The sequence below is a fragment of the Pleomorphomonas sp. T1.2MG-36 genome, from assembly GCF_950100655.1.
In the GTDB taxonomy this organism is placed as follows: Bacteria; Pseudomonadota; Alphaproteobacteria; order Rhizobiales; family Pleomorphomonadaceae; genus Pleomorphomonas.
Genome location: NZ_CATNLY010000023.1, coordinates 656,552 through 677,559 on the forward strand (window position 1 = coordinate 656,552; position 21,008 = coordinate 677,559).

At 64.3% G+C, this 21,008-nt stretch carries 21 protein-coding genes; 9 read left to right on the top strand and 12 right to left on the bottom strand.

What is annotated here, in order from left to right; translation table 11 throughout:
* Positions 1 to 96: 96 nt before the first annotated feature.
* The 4 genes from modC to QQZ18_RS14510 form a co-directional block, all read right to left on the bottom strand.
* The gene (gene modC, locus QQZ18_RS14495; protein ID WP_284541625.1) at positions 97 to 1,161 is read right to left on the bottom strand and encodes a molybdenum ABC transporter ATP-binding protein; all 1,065 of its coding nucleotides are present in this window, start codon (positions 1,159 to 1,161) and stop codon (positions 97 to 99) included.
* Positions 1,158 to 1,847, bottom strand: a complete 690-nt coding sequence (modB, locus tag QQZ18_RS14500) for a molybdate ABC transporter permease subunit (RefSeq protein WP_284541626.1) — start codon at positions 1,845 to 1,847, stop codon at positions 1,158 to 1,160. The genes modC and modB overlap by 4 nt, the downstream gene beginning before the upstream one ends.
* 104 nt (positions 1,848 to 1,951) lie before the next feature.
* Positions 1,952 to 2,716: a molybdate ABC transporter substrate-binding protein gene (gene modA, locus QQZ18_RS14505; protein WP_284541627.1), complete on the bottom strand. Its 765-nt coding sequence runs from the start codon at positions 2,714 to 2,716 to the stop codon at positions 1,952 to 1,954.
* A gap of 83 nt (positions 2,717 to 2,799) precedes the next feature.
* On the bottom strand, positions 2,800 to 3,816 hold the full coding sequence (locus QQZ18_RS14510; protein ID WP_284541628.1) for an AI-2E family transporter: 1,017 nt from the start codon (positions 3,814 to 3,816) through the stop codon (positions 2,800 to 2,802).
* 129 nt (positions 3,817 to 3,945) lie between these two features.
* On the opposite strand from QQZ18_RS14510, the gene QQZ18_RS14515 reads away from it, so the two are divergent.
* Positions 3,946 to 5,304, top strand: a complete 1,359-nt coding sequence (locus QQZ18_RS14515) for a GH1 family beta-glucosidase (protein ID WP_284541629.1) — start codon at positions 3,946 to 3,948, stop codon at positions 5,302 to 5,304.
* A gap of 151 nt (positions 5,305 to 5,455) precedes the next feature.
* Here the strand turns inward: QQZ18_RS14515 and QQZ18_RS14520 are convergent, their stop codons facing one another.
* Complete coding sequence (locus QQZ18_RS14520; RefSeq protein WP_284541630.1) at positions 5,456 to 5,728, bottom strand: hypothetical protein; 273 nt, start codon at positions 5,726 to 5,728, stop codon at positions 5,456 to 5,458.
* Positions 5,729 to 6,160: 432 nt separating this feature from the next.
* Between QQZ18_RS14520 and QQZ18_RS14525 the strand changes: the two genes are divergently transcribed.
* Positions 6,161 to 6,562: a flagellar basal body rod protein FlgC gene (locus QQZ18_RS14525; protein ID WP_284541631.1), complete on the top strand. Its 402-nt coding sequence runs from the start codon at positions 6,161 to 6,163 to the stop codon at positions 6,560 to 6,562.
* Between the two features lie 9 nt (positions 6,563 to 6,571).
* Here the strand turns inward: QQZ18_RS14525 and QQZ18_RS14530 are convergent, their stop codons facing one another.
* Both QQZ18_RS14530 and QQZ18_RS14535 read right to left on the bottom strand, forming a co-directional pair.
* Positions 6,572 to 7,690: a DUF4432 family protein gene (locus QQZ18_RS14530; protein WP_284541632.1), complete on the bottom strand. Its 1,119-nt coding sequence runs from the start codon at positions 7,688 to 7,690 to the stop codon at positions 6,572 to 6,574.
* A gap of 126 nt (positions 7,691 to 7,816) precedes the next feature.
* Positions 7,817 to 9,304 carry an ATP-binding protein gene (locus QQZ18_RS14535; RefSeq protein ID WP_284541633.1) on the bottom strand — a complete coding sequence of 496 codons (1,488 nt, stop codon included), beginning with the start codon at positions 9,302 to 9,304 and terminating at the stop codon, positions 7,817 to 7,819.
* Positions 9,305 to 9,451: 147 nt separating this feature from the next.
* Here QQZ18_RS14535 and mog point away from each other — a divergent pair, with 147 nt between their 5' ends.
* Entirely contained in the window at positions 9,452 to 9,973 is a 522-nt protein-coding gene (gene mog, locus QQZ18_RS14540) for a molybdopterin adenylyltransferase (RefSeq protein ID WP_284541634.1), read from the top strand.
* A gap of 204 nt (positions 9,974 to 10,177) precedes the next feature.
* Positions 10,178 to 10,387: a cold-shock protein gene (locus tag QQZ18_RS14545; RefSeq protein WP_026781928.1), complete on the top strand. Its 210-nt coding sequence runs from the start codon at positions 10,178 to 10,180 to the stop codon at positions 10,385 to 10,387.
* A gap of 79 nt (positions 10,388 to 10,466) precedes the next feature.
* Here the strand turns inward: QQZ18_RS14545 and QQZ18_RS14550 are convergent, their stop codons facing one another.
* From QQZ18_RS14550 to QQZ18_RS14565, 4 genes are all read right to left on the bottom strand, one after another.
* The gene (locus tag QQZ18_RS14550) at positions 10,467 to 10,964 is read right to left on the bottom strand and encodes a cytochrome b (RefSeq protein ID WP_284541635.1); all 498 of its coding nucleotides are present in this window, start codon (positions 10,962 to 10,964) and stop codon (positions 10,467 to 10,469) included.
* A gap of 112 nt (positions 10,965 to 11,076) precedes the next feature.
* The gene (locus tag QQZ18_RS14555) at positions 11,077 to 13,374 is read right to left on the bottom strand and encodes a Tex family protein (protein ID WP_284541640.1); all 2,298 of its coding nucleotides are present in this window, start codon (positions 13,372 to 13,374) and stop codon (positions 11,077 to 11,079) included.
* Positions 13,375 to 13,480: 106 nt separating this feature from the next.
* A complete protein-coding gene (locus QQZ18_RS14560; RefSeq protein WP_284541641.1) occupies positions 13,481 to 13,768 on the bottom strand; it encodes a DUF2934 domain-containing protein in 288 nt (95 codons plus the stop codon).
* 273 nt (positions 13,769 to 14,041) lie between these two features.
* Entirely contained in the window at positions 14,042 to 14,395 is a 354-nt protein-coding gene (locus QQZ18_RS14565; protein WP_284541642.1) for an amidohydrolase family protein, read from the bottom strand.
* A 191-nt stretch (positions 14,396 to 14,586) separates the two neighbouring features.
* Here QQZ18_RS14565 and QQZ18_RS14570 point away from each other — a divergent pair, with 191 nt between their 5' ends.
* The 3 genes from QQZ18_RS14570 (at position 14,587) to ilvD (ending at position 18,531) form a co-directional block, all read left to right on the top strand.
* Positions 14,587 to 14,991, top strand: coding sequence for a cupin domain-containing protein (locus QQZ18_RS14570; RefSeq protein WP_284541643.1), 405 nt, complete (start codon positions 14,587 to 14,589; stop codon positions 14,989 to 14,991).
* 200 nt (positions 14,992 to 15,191) lie between these two features.
* Positions 15,192 to 16,553 (top strand): globin-coupled sensor protein, encoded by a 1,362-nt coding sequence (locus tag QQZ18_RS14575; RefSeq protein ID WP_284541644.1) that lies wholly within the window; start codon positions 15,192 to 15,194, stop codon positions 16,551 to 16,553.
* Positions 16,554 to 16,674: 121 nt separating this feature from the next.
* Complete coding sequence (gene ilvD / locus QQZ18_RS14580; protein ID WP_284541645.1) at positions 16,675 to 18,531, top strand: dihydroxy-acid dehydratase; 1,857 nt, start codon at positions 16,675 to 16,677, stop codon at positions 18,529 to 18,531.
* A 222-nt stretch (positions 18,532 to 18,753) separates the two neighbouring features.
* Here ilvD and QQZ18_RS14585 read toward each other — a convergent pair whose 3' ends face one another.
* Positions 18,754 to 18,954 (bottom strand): hypothetical protein, encoded by a 201-nt coding sequence (locus QQZ18_RS14585; RefSeq protein ID WP_284541646.1) that lies wholly within the window; start codon positions 18,952 to 18,954, stop codon positions 18,754 to 18,756.
* A 38-nt stretch (positions 18,955 to 18,992) separates the two neighbouring features.
* Between QQZ18_RS14585 and QQZ18_RS14590 the strand changes: the two genes are divergently transcribed.
* Complete coding sequence (locus tag QQZ18_RS14590; protein ID WP_284541647.1) at positions 18,993 to 19,778, top strand: ThuA domain-containing protein; 786 nt, start codon at positions 18,993 to 18,995, stop codon at positions 19,776 to 19,778.
* Between the two features lie 71 nt (positions 19,779 to 19,849).
* Positions 19,850 to 20,902, top strand: a complete 1,053-nt coding sequence (locus tag QQZ18_RS14595; protein WP_284541648.1) for a Gfo/Idh/MocA family protein — start codon at positions 19,850 to 19,852, stop codon at positions 20,900 to 20,902.
* Positions 20,903 to 21,008 lie beyond the last annotated feature (106 nt).

Below are 21,008 nucleotides of genomic sequence, written 5' to 3' on the forward strand. Positions count from 1 at the left end.
GAACCTCGTCGCGATTTGATCGATGCTAGTTAGCTTGGCATGCCCCGAGAAGAAAGAGGCTAAAGCATTCAGATATGGCCAACCGCCGCCGGACGTTCACAAAGGACGTTCGTCAAGGGCCACCGACTTCACCAGCGCGAACACCGAACGGCCCGGTTTGAGGTCCAGTTCGGCCACCGCCGCCCGTGTGACCGAGGCGGCGAGCCGGGAGCCGCCCTGAAGCGCCACGTCGACAGTGACGCTCGGACCGGAGCCGTCCGGCACGTCGGCTACGGTGCCGGCCAGCACGGTTCGGATGGTGACGCCTTCGGGGCGGTGGATGGCGAGCGCCACGTCGGTTGCGTGGACCAGCACGCGCACCGTCCGGTCTTGCGGCCGCACGAGGCCGTTCAGCCATACGGTTCCTGCAGGCATCTCAACCGGTGTCAGTTGGAAAGCCTCGTTCGGCGAGCCGAGCCGTCCCTCGATCACCGACATGATCTCGAAGCGATCGGCCGCGAGGCGGAACACGTCGGCAGGCGGCCCCTCGCGCACGACCTTGCCCGCCTCCAGCACCACGACCTTGCCGGCAAGCCGCGCGACCTCCTCAACGGCATGGCTGACGTAGACGATGGGGATGCCGAACTCGTCGCGCAGGGCCTCGATCAGCGGCAGAATTTCCAGGCGACGCGGTGCGTCGAGCGAAGCAAGCGGTTCGTCCATCAGCAGCAGGCGTGGCGAGGCAAGCAGCGCCCGTCCCAGGGCAACGCGCTGCTGTTCGCCGCCGCTCAGCGTCGCTGGATGCCGATCGAGCAGGTGACCGATGCCGAGCGTCTCGATCACCGGTCCTTCGGCGATCCGTCGCTGGTCCAGAGGCGTAAACAGCCGTCCATAGCGAAGATTGCGCCGGACGGAGAGGTGCGGAAACAGCCGCGCCTCCTGAAACACCACGCCGATACGGCGGCGATGGGGCGGCACGTGGCATCCCTGTCCATCGGCCAGGACCGCTCCGTCGACGAGGATTCTGCCGGAGCGAAGCCGCGTCAGGCCGGCAACGATCTTGATCACCGACGACTTGCCGGAGCCGGAAGGGCCAAACAGCGCGGTGACGCCATCGCCGCCGGAGAAGTCGACATCGAGTTGAAAGTCGCCGAGGCGCTGGTGGATCTCGACATCGATCACGAGGAGGTTCTCCTGAACCAGCGCGCGATGACCTCCGAGGCCACGAGAGCGGCGAGGCCGATCGAGGCGGCGATCACCGAGAGGAGGAGCGCCTCGCCGTCGCCTTCCGGGCTCTGGCTTGCCGTGTAGATGGCCGATGCGATGGTACGCGTCTCGCCGGGAATGTTGGAGACGAAGGTGATGGTGGCGCCGAACTCGCCGAGCGCCTTGGCAAAACCCAAGGTCGCCCCGACCAGAATACCGGGCAGTGACAGAGGCAGCGTCACCAGGAAGAACGTGGCAACCGGACCGGCGCCCAGCGCGCCGGAGGCCTGTTCGAGACGGACGTCGACCGTTTCGATGGACAGCCGGATGGCGCGAACGATGATGGGCAAGGCCATGATGACGGCGGCAACGACGGCACCCGTCCAGCGAAACGCAAAGACGATGCCGAAATGCTGGTCGAGGAAGGCGCCGATCGGCCCCTTGCGGCCCAAGAGCAGCAGCAGCACATAGCCGGTCACCACCGGTGGCAGCACCAAAGGCAGATGAATGAGCCCGTCGAACAGCGCCTTGCCGGGAAAGCGCCCACGGGCAAGGATCAAGGCCAGCACGATGGATACGGGAACGCCCCACAACGTCGCCATGGCAGCGACCTTGAAGCTCAGGGCAATGGCAGTCCAGGCGTCTGGGGAGAGATCCGGCATCGGCTTACAGTGTTCGATCGGCACCGGGTCGGCAAGTGGTCATCCGGGAGAATGGTTCCCGCCGCGGGCGGTCGACGGGGCGGCGCATGGCCGCCCCGAGCCGATCACTTGGCGGGCTTGACGAAACCGGCGGCCGTGAACACGGAATCCGCTTCCGGCCCCTTGAGATAGGCGACGAAATCGCTGGCGGCCGGGCCGGCACCCTTGGTCAGACCGATCGGATAGACGATGGGCTTGTGGCTCGTTTCGGGGAAGGTGGCGACGACGGCGACACCCGACTCGGCGGCGGCGTCGGTTCCGTACACGATGCCGAGCTTGGCCTCGCCACGGGCGACCATCTGCAAGGCGACGCGGACGTTTTCGGCCGGAGCAAATCGCGGCGACACCGCGTCATAGAGACCGAGCGACTTCAGCGCCTCCTCGGCATAGGCCCCGGCGGGAACGCTCTTGGCTTCGCCGACCGCGAGGCGCTCCTCACCGAGAACGGCCGGTAGTGCCGCCTTGTCGGCAAAGTCGACGGCGACCTTGTCGTCTTTCGCGGCCACCAGCACCAGGGAGTTGCCAAGAAGATTGAAGCTGCTGCCCTCCTTCATCAGGCCTTTCTCGTTGGCATAGGCCATCCACTTGAGATCGGCGGAAATGAAGATATCGGCAGGCGCACCGGCCTCGATCTGCTTGGCCAGCGCACCGGAGGCGGCGGGCGTGATCAGCACCTCGACATCCTTGCCGGCATTGTAGGTGTCGGCGATCTTCTGAAGCGACGGCGCCACGGAAGCAGCGGCGAAAATCCGGACCTGATCGGCGGCGGAGGCAGCCGAAGTCAAGAGGCCGAGCGCAAGCGCGGCGACGAGGGCGAGCGACTTTTTCATGGAATTGGGTTCCCGACTTGGCGTTATATACTGCACGCTATAACGATCCTCAGGGGAGCGCAAGCGGCGGGAAACCATGGCTCTCAGATCAGGCCGTTGGCCGACAGTTCTTCCTTGACGTAGGCATAGAAGATTGGCGCAGCGATCAGGCCGGGCACGCCGAAGGTCGCTTCCATGGCCAGCATTACCGTCAGCATTTCCCAGGCGCGGGAGTTGATCTGGGTGCCGATGATGCGGGCGTTGACGAAATACTCGAGCTTGTGAATGGCGATCAGGAATATCAGCGCGGCAATCGCCGCCGGCGCCGACACGCCGAGACTGACAATGAAGATGACCGTGTTCGAGATGATGTTGCCGATCACCGGCAGCAGACCGACGATGAAGGTGACCGCCACCATAGTCTTCAGGAACGGCAGTTGAACGCCGATCAACGGATCGAGGCCGTAGAGAAAGAGAGCGGTCAACGTCGTGTTGAGCAACGAAATGCGGAACTGGGCGAAAACGACGCGACGGAAGGAGAGCGTGAGACGACGAACGCGGCCGATCAGCTCGATGGCGAGCGGGCCGTGCGGCTTCTCCGGCGGTCTGCGAAACAGCACCAGAGAGCCGATGATGATACCGAACAGAATGTAGACCAGGATGCGGCCGACGTCCTGGCCGAAGCGCTGCAGTTCCCAGGCGTTGTCCTGAAGGAACTTCACCGCCTGCCGCCGGAGTTCGTCGGTGTTGACGGGCAGATAGTCGCCAATCCACGGCGGAAGATAGGTGCGGCCGGTTTCCAGCACCTGCGCCATCTTGTGAATGAGGGCGAACAGCCCCTCCGAACCGTTGGTGAACAGCGATCCGGCCGCGATGACGGCGGCGGCAATGCCGAGCGAGATCGCGGCAACGATGACGATGAGGGCCACCGCCTTGCCCATTTGCTGGGTCCAGCCGGTGCGGTTGCGGAGCCATGGAGCGGCGCTGATCGCCGTCTCGTGCACGAGCAGCCCAGCCAGGAGGCCGGCGAGCAGGCCCATCTCAAGACAGAGGAGAAGGGCGATGCCAACGATCAGATAGGAGGCGATCTTCACCCAATTGCACGAAGCCAGCTTGTCCATCGCCCGTGATCATCTCCATCAGTGATGCCCCAATACAGCCCATTCCGGATGAACGCAAAAAGAAACGACGGGGGCTTCCGGGGTGAACCGATTCATGGCAATTCGTTGTGTTCGACGAGGAGGAACCCGATGTCCAGCGCTGCGCTTTCGAAACGTTTTCCCCGCGACTTTGTGTTCGGCTATGCCACCGCCGCCTATCAGATAGAGGGCGCCCATGATGAAGACGGGCGCAAGCCCAGCATCTGGGACGCTTTTTCCCGCATTCCGGGCCGCGTCAGGAACGGCGACACCGGCGACGTCGCCTGCGATCATTACCACCGCATGCCGGATGACGTGCGCCTGCTGAGGTCGCTTTCGGCGGATGCCTATCGTTTCTCGATCGCCTGGCCGAGGGTCATTCCCGACGGTCGCGGCCCGGTCAATGAAAAGGGCATCGACTTCTACGACCGGCTGGTCGACGAGTTGCTGAAGGCGGAGATAAAGCCCTACGCAACCCTCTATCATTGGGATTTGCCGATCGAGCAGCACGGCCGCGGCGGCTGGTGTGCCCGCGACACCGCCTATGCCTTTGCCGAATATACCGACGTGGTCATGGCCCGCCTCGGCGACCGCCTCTCGGGCATCATGACGCTCAACGAGCCCTGGTGCTCCGGCCATCTGTCCTACCTGATCGGCGAGCATGCCCCCGGGGAGCGCAATCTGACGGCGGCGCTCGCGTCGATCCACACGCTGAACCTCGCCCATGGGCTCGCCATGCAGGCGATCAAGGCGCGCCGATCCGATCTTCCGGCCGGCATCGTCTACAACGCCAAGGCTCTCTACCCAGCCAGCAACCGCCCCGAGGACATCGCCGCCACAGAGCGCTATCGCGCCTTCCACGACGGCGTGTTCCTGGATCCGGTGATGCTCGGCCACTATCCCGCCGACGTCCTTGAGGCGTTCGGCCCGATCATGCCGACGATCGAGCCCGACGATCTCAAGATCATCTCGACGCCCATCGATTTCCTCGGGCTCAATTTTTATGCTCCCGAGCGGATCGCCGTCGATCCCGCCTTGCCCTTCCCGCGTGCCCGCTCCGTCCAGGCGGAGAACGTGCCGCGCACCGCGATGGGATGGGAGATCCATGCACCGGCCCTCGATCGGCTGCTCACCGACCTCGACGCCCGTTACACACTGCCGCCGATCTACATCGCGGAAAACGGATGCGCCCAGTATGACGAGCTCATCGACGGCAAGTGCGACGATCCCGGTCGCATCGACTATCTCGAAAAGCATCTGACGGTCCTCGCCGACGCCCGCGACAAGGGGATCCGCGTCGATGGTTATTTCGTCTGGTCGCTGATGGACAATTACGAATGGTCGCACGGCTATGCGAAGCGCTTCGGCGTCGTCTACGTCGATTACGAGACGCAGGTGCGGACGCCCAAGTCCTCGGCCCTCTGGTATCGCGACCTCATCGCCGGCCGGGCCCAGGCCGCGTCCGTGTGATCATCGAAAACAAAAAGCCCCGGGAGCTAGCGCTCCCGGGGAAGTTTATCGGCGCGCCTGGAAGGGTAACGGCCGAGAAGGACAACCAAGGAAAAGAAAAACGTTACTCAAAGGACTTAAGAAGAGCTTCAAGAAAAGGTCTGGACTAGGATCACGTGCTGAAAGCCTCGATCGTCGGGCGCCCCGTCAGACCAAGTCCGTCGCGAAAAAACGAATACTGGCGGCGGCCGCGTTGCGTCGACTTTCCCGCCCCATGGCGGGCAAGACGCCGTACCGCGCGCTCGGCGGCAAAACCATTGTCGAAGACCGCTCCCTCGAGAGAGCGAAAGCGCGGATCCACCGCGTGAAATTCATAGACGCCACCGGCGCCAACCAACACACCGGCCGCTTCGCCGGCCAGTTCGACAATATATCCGCTATCCATTTCCTGCCTCCAGGGCCGGCGTGCACCGGCCACCCATCAAACCCGTTCGAAAGCGTTTGGTTTCAGCCACGTTCGAAAAAATCGACGACAGCATCGTCCGGCGGCATGGTTAGGGATCGTCGGGTGAGCAAAGGTCATGGTCGCCTCCTGGAAAGGCACCACCATGCCGGGGGCATGGCGCTTTAGCGATTGATCCGGCGGTCGCAAGCTACTGGTCAAATCCCGCCGCATCCGTGTCCGGATGCCCCATCATTTGGCACCGGAAGCGGCTGTTCTTCGAGGAACCGCCGTCCAAAGATTCCCGGAAATGGAGATAAATCGTCCCAACGGCAGCTTGGGCGGGCAATGATTCAAATTCGCGGCATCGCGGCAAGGCGAGTTTAGCTTATGTCGCCGACAATGCAGCTCTTCGAGAGCCCGGAGCCGCCCCCGATGTCCATCTCGCCCATCTTGTCGATTTCCACGTCGGGCATGCAGGCCGCCGCGACGCGCCTTGAAGCTTCGGCGCAGAACATCGCCAACGTCCAATCTTCGGGTCCATTGCCAAACGCCGCCGGCACCACGTCCGCTTATGCGCCGGTCGCAGTGAAACAGGCCGACGTCAAGGGTGGTGGCGTCTCGGCCCGCATCGTCAATGCCGCCGATCCCTTTGTGCCGTCCTACGATCCGTCCTCGCCGGACGCCGACACCGAGGGAATGGTGGCTACCCCGAATGTCGACATGGCCGGCGAGATGGTCAACGTCATGACGGCCCGCATCAGCTACGAGGCCTCGGCGAAGACGCTGAAAGTGGGCAACGACATGCTGAAGGCGACGCTCGACGCCTTCAGCTGAGCAAGGCGCTCAGGCGCGCAGCCGTTTCACCGCCTCGATATGGCGCGCCATGGCCTCCGCTTCCGCCGGCGTGAAGACGGCGGCGACGATCTCGGTCGCAAAGCGCTCCCCCTGGCCCAGCGGCGCGTGGGTCACGGGCTGACCGTTGACGCACGCCGCCTCGTCCGGCGACCGCACGGGAAAAGCCATGCCGACCGCCTCCTGGTCGCCCGTGCGACAGATCCAGCGGGCAGCGGCTCCCGTGTCCTCGGGTTTGAAGGAGGTGTAGTCGGCCGTCCCATCGGGATGAACCTGCATGAAATGCGACCGTCCCTCGTCGTCGGTCAGAGGATCGAAGGCGAACACCACCTCCGGCGCAAAAATCTTGTCCGAGGTCAAGGTGCCGGCACGGCCGGGGTCCTTGGCGAGCTCCGCTATCCATTCGACATAGCCCGGGCCGGGCTTGATATGCGGAGGAATTTCCTGACGGACACGCAAACTCTCGGCCGTCTCGTGGACCGTGCCGAGCAACCGGCCGCCCTCGCGGGCGCGCCAGTTGAGATGGCCGAGATAATGCACCGTGAGCGGCGACGATTTCAGGTTGGTGACGGTGATGCCGATGGCGATCCTCGACCGGCCCTCATACAGCTTCAGAAGCGGCACCGCCTCGTAGTTGGTGGCAAAGGCGACCGTATGGTTATAGCGGCCGGTGACCGCGATATAGCGGCCGTTTGCGTCCTCGCCGATCAGGACGGCGGCATCGCGATAGGGGGCGTTGGGCAGTTCGCCGTGCTGCTCGCGGCGCTCCATCGGGCCGGGAGCGCCGATCGCGGTGATGCCGGCGTGCTGGAAATAGCCGCCATAGGTCTCGAAGAATTTCTGCGTCGGGCGCGGCATGTCGAACATCGACTTCATGCCGACGTCGCGGCCACCGAGACGAGCCGACCAGACATGCTGCCCCTGGAAGGGCAGCACCACCACCTCGTCGGCTCCGTTCGACAGCCTGACGGCATCGACTCCGGAGGCAAATCGGAAAGCCGCCGCCGAGAGAGACCCGGCTCGGAAAAACACCCGCTCGGCTTCCGCGAACGCAACGCCGCGAAGGTCGACGGCCGCTGTCGCCCCCTCGCTCAACTTCGACAATGTCATACCATCCTCCCAGGCACGGCGACCGGGAGCCCTCCCGAGTCGACGATCGCCGGAGCGGCAGTCTGTCGCGTTTTATCCGGCGCTCCAAGGGGTGGAGACACAGCAATAGAGCTTAGTGCAATGATATCACTCGGCAGCGGCGGCCGCCGTCGCCGAGCCGGACGCCGTCTGCCATCCGAGATCGGGAAGCTGGATCATCCGCTGGCCACGCAAGTCAGACGCGCAGACGAGAAAACCGCGCTCCTCCATATAGGCGAGCAGTCGCCGCGCGCGGGATGGCGAGCGGGTCCCGTAGGCCCGGGCGATCTCGGCGTCGGAAGGGCATGGCGCCTTCTGGAGCGCCGCCTTGGCGACCAGCAGGAAGACGCCGCGCATGTCCTCGGGCAACGATGCCGAAATCAGCGTGGCCTGCTGCCAGGCGTCCTCGTCGACCGCCTCGGTCTCCACGCCGGCGCGGGCCAGCGACAAGCGCTGGCGGAAGGACTGCAAGTCGAGGCTGTCGCCGGTCACCCGCTTGATGCGGCAGCGGACGAGGAAGTCCTGATAGAGCATCGACACCGGCTGGAAGGCGGCGTCCGGCTCGGCCATCATCTCCACGAGGATTTCCTCGATCGCCTCGTCACGGGCAAGTCGCCCGAGTAGATCGGCCTGGGGCGGATTGTCCTCGGGCGCCGGCGCCAGTGCCGCGCGGGACCGCGACAGCTCGGAAAGGATATCGGCGGTGGAGATGGGCGCGGCCGTGATGCGCGGCGCCTCCTCACCGGCCGCCGACCGGAAAATCAGCTCGCGCGCCGCCTCGCCACCCTGTTCGGGCAGCGGCGTCAGCTTGGGACCGCCGCCGCGCCCCGTCGTTTCCACCGGCCCGATCCTGACCGCTTCCGGACGGCGACCGATGGCCGGACCGAGCGAGACGAACTCGCCGCGCTGAAGGTTGCGGAACATTTCCGCCTGTCGCCGCTCCATGCCGAGCAGATCGGCGGCACGTGCCATGTCGATGTCGAGGAACGTGCGCCCCATCAGGAAGTTCGAGGCTTCGGCGGCGACGTTCTTGGCCAGCTTGGCAAGGCGCTGGGTTGCGATGACGCCGGCAAGGCCGCGCTTGCGACCGCGACACATCAGATTGGTCATGGCACCGAGCGAGGCGCGGCGCGCCTCGCCGTCGGCCTCGCCGGACGCCGCCGGTGCGAACAGCTGCGCTTCGTCGACCACCACCAGCATCGGGTACCAGTGATCGCGCTCGGCATCGAAGAGGCCGTTCAGAAAGGCGGCCGCGGCGCGGACCTGGCCGTCGACATCGAGCCCTTCAAGGTTGAGAACGACGGACACGCGATGTTTGCGGACGCGGGCCGCGATCAGCGCCAGGTCACGCTCTGAGCAGTTGGCGTCCACCACGACGTGACCGAAGCGATCGGCCAGCGTCACGAAGTCGCCTTCGGGGTCGATGACGGCCTGTTGTACCCACTCGGCACTCTGCTCGAGAAGTCGGCGCAGAAGGTGCGACTTGCCGGAACCGGAGTTGCCCTGGACCAGCAGACGGGTGGCCAGCAGTTCCTCAAGGTCGAAGGCGGCACGCGTGCCGTTCGCCCTGTTGCCGATGTCCACGCTGAAGGTCATCCCGAAATCTTTGTCCCACGCACCGGTAAACACGGCCCGCCTTCGCGAGCATGTTTCTTCTGTCGACCGATTCGGCCGCCTTGGCCAAGGGCGAAGCAAGATGCTAACGCTGTCTTCTCCCGTGATTCACAGGCTGGAGCTTCGACCATGGTCCGAATTGCGCTTCTCACCGTTTCCGATCGTGCCGCGCGCGGTGAGTATGAAGACCTCTCAGGGCCGGCGATCGCGGCTTGGCTCGGCCGTGCCGTGACCTCGCCCCACGAGATCCTGACGCAGGTGGTCCCCGATGGCGTGGATAGCGTCGGCGGCGAGCTGGTCCGCCTCTGCGACGAAGAGCGGGTCGATCTCATTCTCACGACCGGTGGAACCGGGCCTTCGCCACGCGACCTCACGCCGGAGGCGATGAAGGTGGTACTGGAGAAGGAGCTGCCGGGCTTTGGCGAACTGATGCGCCGCATCAGCCTTGAGAAGGTGCCGACCGCCATCCTGTCGCGCCAGACCGCCGGGACGCGCGGCTCGACACTGATCGTCAACCTTCCGGGCAAGCCGGCCTCGATCGCCGTATGCCTCGACGCGGTATTTCCGGCCATTCCCTACTGCCTCGACCTGATCGGTGCCGGCCGTATCGAGACCGACCCGGCCGTCTGCCAGGCGTTCCGACCGGCATGACGACACACCTAAAGGTTGCTTGCAAGAATGCCACTTCCCGTAGTATGAAACTGCTATCGATTTTGGCCAGACCATCGGCCCTGAACGCCTGGGGTCCATCCCCCGCGACGTGACGACCTTTCCAAACTCGGTAACCACCTGCCACGCGCTCCGTGCGGGCGCTTGGCTTTCTTTCAAGTGACTTTCTGAGGAAAGGATCTCATCATGGCTCTAGGTACCGTCAAGTGGTTCAACGCCACCAAGGGCTACGGCTTCATTGCTCCGGACGCCGGTGGTCCGGACGTTTTCGTTCACATCTCCGCCGTCGAGCGCTCGGGCCTTGGCTCGCTCAACGATGGCCAGAAAGTGAACTTCGAGGTCGTGCAGGACCGCCGTTCCGGCAAGTCCTCGGCTGACAATCTGTCGGCTGCCTGATCTCACGATCGACCGGCTTGAATGCAAAGCCCCGCGGGAGTTCTCTTCCGCGGGGTTTTTCTTGTCCAGAACGAAGCCGTCAGTGGGTGCCCGGCACCATCATCCGACGCAGGGTTGAATCCTTCAGCACGAAATGGTGGTAAAGAGCCGCCGCAGCGTGGATCAGGATCAGCAGGATGAACACGGGCTTGTTGGCGGCATGAACCTCGCCGAAGGTTTCGATGTCGACATACTGGGCGAGAAGGCCTGTGATCGGCGTAACGATCAGCATGAGATAGAAAAGATAGTGCAAAGCCTCGCCCGCCTTCACTTGCAGAGCAGGGCCGGGCACCGAAGGCGGCACGCCGACCGTCAGGCGCAAGCCGAAACGGAACAGCGTCAGAACGAGGACGGCGATGCCGACGCCGACGTGCAGATAGTAGCCGGTCAGGAGCGGGGCGACGTCCTGTCCGGAATGCAGGAAATAATTATAGCGCCCCATGTCTTCGCCGAAGATCAACTGGAACAATACGAGAAGCACGATCAACCAGTGGAGCGAAAGCTGGAGAACGGTGTAACCGGTGGACTGCTTGGCCATGGCGGACTCCCGCGGTGGTTAACGGAGCGGAGCTTACACCAAATCCGCCGACACAATCGGCAAGATTGCATCGATCACCCGGAAATATACCGCCGCCGGTGACGGTGCCGTCTCACCGCCGCTTCATGGCGGCGGCCAGGGCGGCAGCCATGGCATTGTTGCCCGTCGATGGCGGCGGCGGACTCCGCCGGTCCGGCCGACCGCCGCCCGTACCTTTCGGCGCGCCGTCATCGTCCTTGCGCATGGACAAGGCGATACGCTTGCGTTTGACCTCCACCTCGACGACACGAACCTTCACCACGTCGCCGGCCTTCACAACGTCGCGAGGGTCCTTCACGAACCGGTCGGCCAACTGGCTGACGTGAACGAGGCCGTCCTGATGGACGCCGATATCGACGAAGGCACCGAAGGCGGCGACATTGGTCACCGTACCCTCGAGGATCATGCCGGGCTTGAGATCGGCAATGTCCTCGACCCCTTCGGCGAAGCTGGCGGTCCGGAACTCGGGGCGCGGATCCCGGCCGGGCTTTTCCAGCTCGCTCAGAATGTCGCGTACGGTCGGCAAACCAAAACGGTCGTCGACGAATTTCGCCGGGTTCAGCGCCTTAAGCACGGCACTGTCGCCCATCAGCTGCCGAATGTCGCGGCCGCAGGCGGCGACGATGCGGCGGGCGACGCCATAGGCCTCGGGATGCACGGAGGAGGCATCGAGCGGCTCGTCGCCATCGCGGATGCGCAGGAAGCCGGCGGCCTGCTCGAAGGTCTTGGCACCGAGGCGCGGTACTTCCATCAGCGCCTTGCGGCTGCGGAAGGCGCCCGAGAGATCGCGGTAGGCGACGATGGCCTCGGCAAGCGAAGGGCCAAGGCCGGAGACGCGGGACAGGAGCGGCGCCGAGGCCATGTTGAGATCGACGCCGACGGCGTTCACCGCGTCCTCGACCACGGCGTCCAGCGCCTTGGCGAGATGGCCCTGATCGACATCGTGCTGATACTGCCCGACGCCGATCGACTTCGGCTCGATCTTGACCAACTCGGCCAGCGGATCCTGAAGGCGGCGAGCGATGGAAACGGCGCCTCGCAGCGAAACGTCGAGACCGGGAAACTCACGGGCGGCCAGTTCGGATGCCGAATAGACCGAGGCCCCAGCCTCGCTCACCACAACCTTGGTGGGCTTGGGTGCCGGCAGATCGGCAATCAGCGCTGCGGCAAGGCGATCGGTCTCGCGGCTCGCCGTACCGTTGCCGATGGCGATCAGTTCCACCTTGTGCTTGCGGGCGAGGGAAGCCAGCGTTGCAAGCGCTCCGGCAACGTCGTTTCTCGGTTGGAACGGGTAGACGGTGGCCGTGTCGACCAGTTTGCCGGTGGCGTCGACCACCGCCACCTTGACGCCGGTGCGGATACCGGGATCGAGGCCCATGGTGGTACGGGCGCCGGCCGGCGCCGCGAGCAGCAAATCCTTCAGATTGTCGGCGAAGACGCGGATCGCCTCGGTCTCGGCTTTCTCTCTCAACGTACCCATCAGGTCTAGGGACAGGGAAAGCTGAAGCTTGACCCGCCAGGTCCAGCGGCAGACATCGAACAAAAAGCCTTCGGCCGGCAGTTTCGCCGGAACGTTGATCGAAAAGGCTTCCGCCACCATGCGCTCCACCGGCTTGACCGGCGCCGGATCGTCCGCGTCGATCTCAAGCTCCAGGGCCAGCACCTCCTCGTTGCGGCCGCGCAGCATGGCGAGCGCGCGATGGCTGGGCACCGTCGCCCAGCGCTCTCGATGATCGAAGTAGTCGGCGAACTTTTCGCCGGCGGCTTCCTTGCCCGCGATCACCGCCGAGCGCAACACGGCGCGATCGCGCAAATAGGCACGCAGGCGACCGACGAGTTCCGGCGTCTCGGCAAAACGCTCGGCGAGGATATCGCGGGCTCCATCGAGTGCCGCCTTGATGTCCGGCACTGCCTCGTTGACGTAGGCCGCAGCTGTCGCGGCTGGCTCCCGCGTCCGATCGGCGAACAGCGCGTCGGCCAACGGCTCCAGCCCCTTCTCCTTGGCGATCTCGCCCTTGGTGCGGCGCTTCGGCTTGAAGGGCGCGTAGAGATCCTCGATCTCCGCCTTTGTGACGGCGGCGGCGATCTTTTCGGACAGCGCAGGGGTCAACTTGCCCTGCCCTTCGATGGCCGTCAGGACGGCGGCACGACGGGTCTCGAGCTCGCGGAGATAGGATAGCCGCTCCTCAAGCTTGCGGAGCTGCGTATCGTCGAGCCCGCCGGTGACTTCCTTGCGGTAGCGGGCGACGAAAGGCACCGTCGCGCCCTCGTCGAGAAGGCCGATAGCTGCCGCTGACTGCGCCGGCCGGCAGCCGATTTCGCTGGCGATGGCCTCGACAATGCGGGCTTCGACGGCTGCGGAAAGGCTCATATCACGGCTCCCTCACAAGAAGGCCGCGACATTAGGCATCCTGTCCGGACGGCGCAACGGCGCCGACCGGCCTTGTCAACAAGCTGTCCGTGCCGTGGTGGCGACTTCAGCCGGAGACCACCTTGAGCGACGGCTTCTTGGCGGGCTCTTTCTTGGCCACTTCCTTCTTGGCGGCGGGCTTCTTGGCAGCCGGCGCCTTGGCTTCGGGCGCCTCCTTCTTGGCGGCGGCTGCGCGCGGCTTGCGAGCCGCCTTGGGTTTTGCAGCCGCCTCGGCTTCGGCGCGAACGATCGCCTCCGCCTCGTGCCAGTGTTGGTCGGCCCGTCCTTCGGGCTGCCCCTCGGCCAGCCAGAGTTCGCGCGCCTTTTCTCTGATCTTGGCTTCGATATCGGACATGTCGAAATCCTCTTTTGTTCGGAACCCGGCCAGCGGACGCCGCATCCGGCATCCCCTCAGGGGCTTTCGGGACAAGAAACTGGACCCTTCGACCCGACGGCTTCGTCGACGAAACCGCAGCGAGAGCAATGTAGACCAGCACTCGCCATCTGAGAAGGCAATGACAGGCGGAAAACTGCGCGCTGGCAAAGACTTTTACTCCGAATCGCCCTGCATGACGCCTGTCATGGCGACGAGCCACCTCCTTGCGGGCGAACGGACTTCCCCGACGAGTCAGGCGACAGAGCCGGCGATGGCCGGACGAAGGGCTGCGGCTGCGGCCACCAAGGCGCCGACATCGGCAGTGAGAAGGCTTCCGGCCTCGACGATACGACGACCGCCAACGAAGACGTCAGTGACATCGGCCCGACCGGCCGAATAGACGAGGTGGGTGACGGGATCGAACAGCGGGGCAGCATGCAGACGGCCGGTGTCGACCAGAATGAGGTCAGCCTCCTTGCCAACCTCGATCGATCCCAGCCGATCGCTGGCGCCGAGTGCGCAGGCGCCGTTGCGCGTTGCCATGGCAAGGGCTTCGCCGGTGGTAACGGTGGTGGCGTCGCCTGTCGCGGCCATTGCGGACGGCAACGGCGCCGTTCTCGATGACGGTCATGGCATCGTCGCAGGTGACGACATGGTCGGCGCGAATGACGAGATCGGAACTGGGCATGTTCTCTCCGGAGTATTCATTCATCGCCGATGGGCCGCACCCCGTAAAGAGAGTGTTGCCGCCCCATCTCCCTTGCCTCAAACTCGCCCCAGCAACCGGCGAGGCCATCATGACCCATCCATTCTTCATCCCGAGCGGAGGCCTTCGGGAGTTCGCGACATCGGAACGCTGTCACATCACCGAGCTTCTCAACCATCCGACCCGGCCGGATGTGTCGCTGGCGCGGGCGCGCGTCACCCCCGGCGTGGTCACAGAGCTGCACGCCCTCGACGTCGAGGAAACCTATGTGATCGAGATGGGAAGCGGCATGATGGAGGTGGGGGGCGATCGCTTTCGCGTCGGTCCCGGCGACAGTGTTCGCATTCCTCAGCGGGTGTCGCAACGGATCGAAAACGACGGAGCCGTCGATCTCGTCTTCCTTTGCCTTTGCCGGCCGCGCTTCCGTCCTGAGGGCTACGCCAGCCTGGAAGCTTCCGTTGACGAGCCAACCCGGTCGGGGGCCACGGGGGACTGAGGCATACGGCATGTATAATATTGAGAGCATTTCTCATGAATATTGCGCATATAGGTAGTATAGCGCACCTTCACCTGACGTAAGTTCCTTAAATATCGATGGTTTTCCTAATTCATTTACGAAGAGGTAAGGGATTTGACGCGACATAGCCGGTGTCGGGCGCATCCGGTGCGCCGACCCCGCAGCACAAAGGAACCGGCATGTCCGCTCCCTCGATCATTGCCTCTGACATGCGTCAGCGCCTCGGTTTTCACGCCATCGACGACAGTGTTGCCGCGACCCTTCGCGAACATCGCTCCTATATTTTCAGTATTCTTGCCGACGGTATCGACGCCTTCTACCGGCATATCGCGGAGTTCCCTGAAACCAAGCGCTTCTTTCGATCTCCCGACCATATGGCCCATGCCAGGGCGGCACAGATCAAGCATTGGGAGCGCGTGCTGGAAGCTCGCTTCGACGAGACCTATTTCCAGTCCGTTTCGAAGATCGGAGAGACCCATCACCGGATCGGCCTGTCTCCCACGTGGTACATCGGCGGCTACGACTTCCTGCTCAACACGCTGATCGCCCGCATCAACAAGGATTACTCCGGCGGCTTCATGAAGCGCGGCCGGGATGAGACGCGGCTCAAGCTGCTGCAGGCGCTCAGCAAGGCCGTCATGGTCGATATGGATTTTGCCATTTCCGTCTACATCGATGCGGAACGCGCGGCGCGCCAGAGCCTGATCGACCACGTCACCAAGGAGTTCGAGTCGTCCGTCGGAGCCATTGCCGACAAGGTCCTCTCCTCGGCCAAGGATATGGCTGCGCTGACTCGCGACCTCGACCATGCGACCGACAGTGCCGCCGAACGGGCCAAGAGCGTGACGCGCGGCGCCGAAACGGCATCGGCGAACGTTGCCACCGTTGCCGCCGCCACCGAGGAACTGACCGGCTCCGTCGCCGAGATCACCCGCCAGGTCGAGGAATCGAGTCGCGTCGCCGCCGAGGCGGCCGCCGATGCCGCCCGCACGTCGACACAGATCAGGGACCTCTCGGAAGCTGCCAAGAAGATCGGCGACGTCGTCGATCTGATCGACAACATCGCGTCCCAGACCAACCTTCTGGCGCTGAACGCCACGATTGAAGCTGCCCGGGCCGGCGAGGCTGGCAAAGGGTTCGCCGTCGTCGCCGCCGAGGTCAAGCAGCTCGCCGACCAGACCGCCAAGGCGACGTCGACCATCGCTGACCAGATCAGGGGCATTCAATCGTCGACCGAGCAGTCCGTGGCGGCCATCAACACCATTTCCGGCGTCATCGGCCGCCTCAGCGAGATCTCCAACGTCATCGCGGCGTCCGTCGAGGAGCAGGGCACCGCCACGCTCGACATCTCGCGCAATCTCAACCAGGCATCGACCAGCACCGCCGAGGTGACCGAGCACATCGACGGCGTGTCGCAGGCCAACGCCGCCGCCGTCGTGGCCACCGAGCGGATGAAGGTCGGTACGGCGGAGCTCGACGAAACCTGTGCCCGCCTCCGGTCGGAAATCAAGGGTTTCCTGGCCAAAGTGCGCGCCGCCTGACGGCGCCTCCGAGCCCATAAGGGGCGGCAGCGAACGCTTTGCGCCGCTGCCGCCCTTGCTTTTTCGGCAAAACGGTCTCATCCGTCAGGCAATACGCCTTCCACCGAGATGGATCGAACCCATGCCCGCCTATCGTTCCCGCACCTCCACCCATGGCCGCAACATGGCCGGCGCTCGCGGTCTGTGGCGCGCCACCGGCGTCAAGGAAAGCGATTTCGGCAAGCCGATCATTGCCGTGGTCAACTCCTTCACCCAGTTCGTGCCCGGCCATGTGCATCTCAAGGACATCGGGCAACTGGTTGCCCGCGAAATCGAGAAGGCCGGCGGCCTCGCCAAGGAATTCAGCACCATCGCCGTCGATGACGGCATCGCCATGGGCCATGACGGCATGCTCTATTCGCTGCCGTCGCGCGACCTGATCGCCGACAGCGTCGAGTACATGGTCAACGCCCATTGCGCCGACGCCATGGTCTGCATCTCCAACTGCGACAAGATCACGCCAGGCATGCTGATGGCGGCGTTGCGCCTCAACATCCCCGCCGTCTTCGTCTCCGGCGGACCGATGGAGGCCGGCAAGGTCCTGCTGTCGTCGGGCGTCACCAAGTCGGTCGACCTGATCGACGCCATGGTCGCCGCCGCCGACGACAAGGTGTCGGACACCGACGTGCGCTCCTACGAACGGTCGGCCTGCCCGACCTGCGGCTCCTGCTCGGGCATGTTCACCGCCAACTCGATGAACTGCCTCACCGAGGCGCTCGGCCTCAGCCTGCCGGGCAACGGCTCGATGCTGGCGACGCACGCCGACCGCAAGGCACTGTTCCTCAGAGCCGGCCAACTGATCGTCGACCTCTGCAAGCGCTACTACGAAGGCAACGACGAGAGCGTGCTGCCGCGCTCCGTCGCCTCTTTCGCCGCCTTCGAGAACGCCATGACGCTCGACATCTCCATGGGCGGGTCGACCAACACGGTGCTGCACCTGCTGGCGGCCGCCCAGGAAGCCGGCGTCGACTTCACCATGGCCGACATCGATCGCCTCAGCCGCCGCGTGCCCTGCCTGTCCAAGGTGGCGCCGGCCGTGGCCGACATCCACATGGAGGACGTGCACCGTGCCGGCGGCATCTTCGGTCTGCTGGGCGAGCTCGATCGCGCCGGGCTGCTCAACACCGACCTGCCGACCGTCCACACCCCGACGCTGAAGGCAGCGATCCGCGAGTGGGACGTCGTTCAGTCCAACTCGATCGCCGTCCGCACCTTCTTCGCGGCGGCGCCGGGCGGCGTGCCGTCGATCGAAGCCTTCAGCCAGGATCGGCGCTGGGACGATCTGGACCTCGATCGCAAGAAGGGCGTCATCCGCTCTATGGAAAACGCCTATTCCAAGGATGGCGGCCTCGCCGTGCTGTTCGGCAACATCGCGCTGGACGGCTGCATCGTGAAGACGGCCGGCGTCGACGAGTCCATCCTCGTCTTCGAGGGCGAAGTGAGGATCTATGAAAGCCAGGAAGGCGCGGTGAAGGGTATTCTCGGCGGCGAGGTCACTGCCGGCGACGTCGTGGTGATCCGCTACGAGGGCCCCAAGGGGGGGCCCGGCATGCAGGAGATGCTCTATCCGACGAGCTATCTGAAGTCGAAGGGCCTCGGCAAGGCTTGCGCGCTTCTGACCGATGGCCGCTTCTCCGGCGGCACCTCGGGCCTTTCCATCGGTCATGCTTCGCCTGAAGCGGCCGAAGGTGGCGCCATCGGCCTTGTCGAAGCGGGCGACCGCATCCGCATCGATATCCCGAACCGCACCATCAATCTCCTGGTGTCGGACGAAACTCTCGCCGCCCGGCGTGCCGCCATGGAAGCCAAGGGCAAGGCTGCCTGGAAGCCGGCGGCTCCGCGTCCGCGCAAGGTGTCGGCGGCGTTGCGCGCCTATGCCGCCATGACCACTTCGGCGGCCAAGGGCGCCGTGCGCGACGTCAGCCAGATCGAGCACTGACACGGCGCTCGGCCGCCTGCGCGCTTACCTGTCCCGGAAAAGACCCGGTGGCGACGTGTTCGCCGCCGGAGTGGGGCGAGAACGGCCGGGGATCGGCGCCATGGGCAAGGCGCGATCATTTTTATCATAGCGTCTGGTAACCGTCCGAATTCGTATGGCATTTTAGCGTCGTGACGGCGCGTCGGTGACGCCTGCGCGCACCCAATGTTTGTTTCGATTCATTCAAAGCGCTTTTATTATTTCGTCATTCAAAATATCTTTGACGGAACAAGCAATTGTGAGAACTACCCACTGCGGCCGGCGACTCTTGACAATCACCATTAAAAGCGCTTTGAATGCTTGTGAAGCAAGATGCCGCGCCTCGTTTACGGCCTTGAGGAAGGTCGGCGAACCGGGTCTTGCCGCGGAATCGGCGGTGCGCACGTCAGCGGCGCCGGGCCGCTCATCCCGGGAGGACTTCCATGACTATCCGCACCACCGTCTACGGCGAGAACGTGCACGAGCAGACCAGCCAAGTCGTGCGTGACCTCTATCCCAACGGCATGCACAGCGCCATCGCCGATGCGCTCAACGTCGACCCGTCCATCGAGGCGAGCTGGGTGACCCTGCAGATGCCCGAGCACGGCCTGACGGTCGAGAAGCTCGCCGCGACCGACGTCCTGGTCTGGTGGGGCCATGCCGCCCATGGCGAGGTGAAGGACGAGATCGTCGAGCGCATCGCCAAGCGCGTCTGGGAAGGCATGGGTCTCCTCGTCCTGCACTCCGGGCATTTCTCGAAGATCTTCAAGCGTCTGATGGGGACGCCCTGCGCGCTCAAGTGGCGCGAGGCGGGCGAGCGCGAGCGCCTCTGGGTGATCAACCGCAACCATCCGATCGCCGCCGGCCTGCCGGAGAAAATCGAACTCGACATGGAGGAGATGTACGGCGAACCGTTCTCGGTCCCCGAGCCCGATGAAACCGTATTCATCTCCTGGTTCCAAGGTGGCGAAGTGTTTCGTTCCGGCCTTTGCTACAAGCGCGGCGCCGGCAAGATCTTCTATTTCCGCCCTGGCCACGAGGCCTACCCCACCTACCACGATGAAAACGTGCTGACGGTGCTGCGCAACGCGGTCAAGTGGGCCTACAATCCGGGCCCGGCCTGGACGGCGGTCACCGAAGCGCCCAACGTGCCTGTCGACAAGGCGCTGGAGCCGATCAAGGAGCGCGGCCTGACCATCCATGCCAAGGGTGCTCCCGGCCTTCGCTGAATGTTCTTGAACGGCCGGCGGCTTCCCGCCGGCCGCCGCTCTTATCGCCCTCTTCCCATCGGACCTTCAACATGCGTCTCATCATCGTGGGCACCGGCAGCATGGCCCGCCATCACGCCCAGCACTTTTCCAAGATTCGTGGCGTGAAAATCGTCGGTTGCGTCGACATCTTCCCCGAGCTCGCCACCGCCTTCGCCAAGGACTTCAACATCCCCCGCACGTTCGCCACGGTGGAGGACGCCATCGTCTGGGGCAAGTTCGACTCGGCGGCCAACGTCACCACCGATCTTGCCCACTACCCCACGACCATGGCGCTGCTCACTGCGGGCAAGCACGTGCTCTGCGAAAAGCCGCTTGCCACCAACTATGCCCACGCCCTCGAGATGACCGAGACCGCCGAGAAGGAAGGTGTCGTGGGCATGGTGAATCTCAGCTACCGCAACGTGCCCGAGATTCACAAGATGCACGAGATGGTCACCTCGGGCGCCATCGGCGACGTCAAGCACGTAGAGGCCAGCTACCTCCAGAGCTGGCTCACCGGAACCCATTGGGGCGACTGGCGCACCGAAAGCCGCTGGCTGTGGCGCCTCTCCGAGAATCACGGTTCCAAGGGCGTCATCGGCGACGTTGGAATCCACATTCTCGACTTCGCCTCCTTTGGCGCCGGCACCGACGTGACGCGGCTGTTCGGCCGTCTCAAGACCTTTCACAAGGCGCCCGACGACAAGATCGGCGAGTATACGCTCGACGCCAATGACAGTTTCGCCGGCACGCTGGAGTTCGAAAACGGCGCCATCGGCGTCATCCATGCCTCGCGGTTTGCCACCGGTTATGCCAACACGCTGCGTGTCCGCGTTTTCGGCGACAAGGGCGCCCTCGAAATCCAGAATGGATCCGATGGCACCTGGCTGCGCGTGTGCAAGGGCGCAAAGGACATCAACAGCCAGACCTGGCGACCGGTGACGGCGAAGCCGGTGCCGATGAACTACAAACGCTTCTTCGATGCGGTGAAAGCCGGTCGGACCATGGAGCCGAGCTTCCGTCGGGCCGCCGATCTGCAACGCATTCTCGATGCCTCCTTCGAGACGGAGCGGCTGAGGGGCGAACTGCCCGTTGCCGGCTGAGGCGTCCCATGCCTGTCGTTCAAAGCCGCCGGGTCGTTTCCCGGCGGCTTTTGTTTGAACGCCCCAGAAGCGACCCATCATATAATTAGTCGGCTTACTACATATC

Excerpts from the sequence above, each read along its gene's own strand:
- modB (WP_284541626.1), bottom strand. The coding sequence starts at position 1,847 with ATGCCGGATCTCTCCCCAGACGCCTGGACTGCCATTGCCCTGAGCTTC.
- modA (WP_284541627.1), bottom strand. The coding sequence starts at position 2,716 with ATGAAAAAGTCGCTCGCCCTCGTCGCCGCGCTTGCGCTCGGCCTCTTG.
- QQZ18_RS14510 (WP_284541628.1), bottom strand. The coding sequence starts at position 3,816 with ATGGACAAGCTGGCTTCGTGCAATTGGGTGAAGATCGCCTCCTATCTG.
- QQZ18_RS14515 (WP_284541629.1), top strand. The coding sequence starts at position 3,946 with ATGTCCAGCGCTGCGCTTTCGAAACGTTTTCCCCGCGACTTTGTGTTC.
- QQZ18_RS14520 (WP_284541630.1), bottom strand. The coding sequence starts at position 5,728 with ATGGATAGCGGATATATTGTCGAACTGGCCGGCGAAGCGGCCGGTGTG.
- QQZ18_RS14525 (WP_284541631.1), top strand. The coding sequence starts at position 6,161 with ATGTCCATCTCGCCCATCTTGTCGATTTCCACGTCGGGCATGCAGGCC.
- QQZ18_RS14530 (WP_284541632.1), bottom strand. The coding sequence starts at position 7,690 with ATGACATTGTCGAAGTTGAGCGAGGGGGCGACAGCGGCCGTCGACCTT.
- QQZ18_RS14535 (WP_284541633.1), bottom strand. The coding sequence starts at position 9,304 with ATGACCTTCAGCGTGGACATCGGCAACAGGGCGAACGGCACGCGTGCC.
- mog (WP_284541634.1), top strand. The coding sequence starts at position 9,452 with ATGGTCCGAATTGCGCTTCTCACCGTTTCCGATCGTGCCGCGCGCGGT.
- QQZ18_RS14545 (WP_026781928.1), top strand. The coding sequence starts at position 10,178 with ATGGCTCTAGGTACCGTCAAGTGGTTCAACGCCACCAAGGGCTACGGC.
- QQZ18_RS14550 (WP_284541635.1), bottom strand. The coding sequence starts at position 10,964 with ATGGCCAAGCAGTCCACCGGTTACACCGTTCTCCAGCTTTCGCTCCAC.
- QQZ18_RS14555 (WP_284541640.1), bottom strand. The coding sequence starts at position 13,374 with ATGAGCCTTTCCGCAGCCGTCGAAGCCCGCATTGTCGAGGCCATCGCC.
- QQZ18_RS14560 (WP_284541641.1), bottom strand. The coding sequence starts at position 13,768 with ATGTCCGATATCGAAGCCAAGATCAGAGAAAAGGCGCGCGAACTCTGG.
- QQZ18_RS14570 (WP_284541643.1), top strand. The coding sequence starts at position 14,587 with ATGACCCATCCATTCTTCATCCCGAGCGGAGGCCTTCGGGAGTTCGCG.
- QQZ18_RS14575 (WP_284541644.1), top strand. The coding sequence starts at position 15,192 with ATGTCCGCTCCCTCGATCATTGCCTCTGACATGCGTCAGCGCCTCGGT.
- ilvD (WP_284541645.1), top strand. The coding sequence starts at position 16,675 with ATGCCCGCCTATCGTTCCCGCACCTCCACCCATGGCCGCAACATGGCC.
- QQZ18_RS14590 (WP_284541647.1), top strand. The coding sequence starts at position 18,993 with ATGACTATCCGCACCACCGTCTACGGCGAGAACGTGCACGAGCAGACC.
- QQZ18_RS14595 (WP_284541648.1), top strand. The coding sequence starts at position 19,850 with ATGCGTCTCATCATCGTGGGCACCGGCAGCATGGCCCGCCATCACGCC.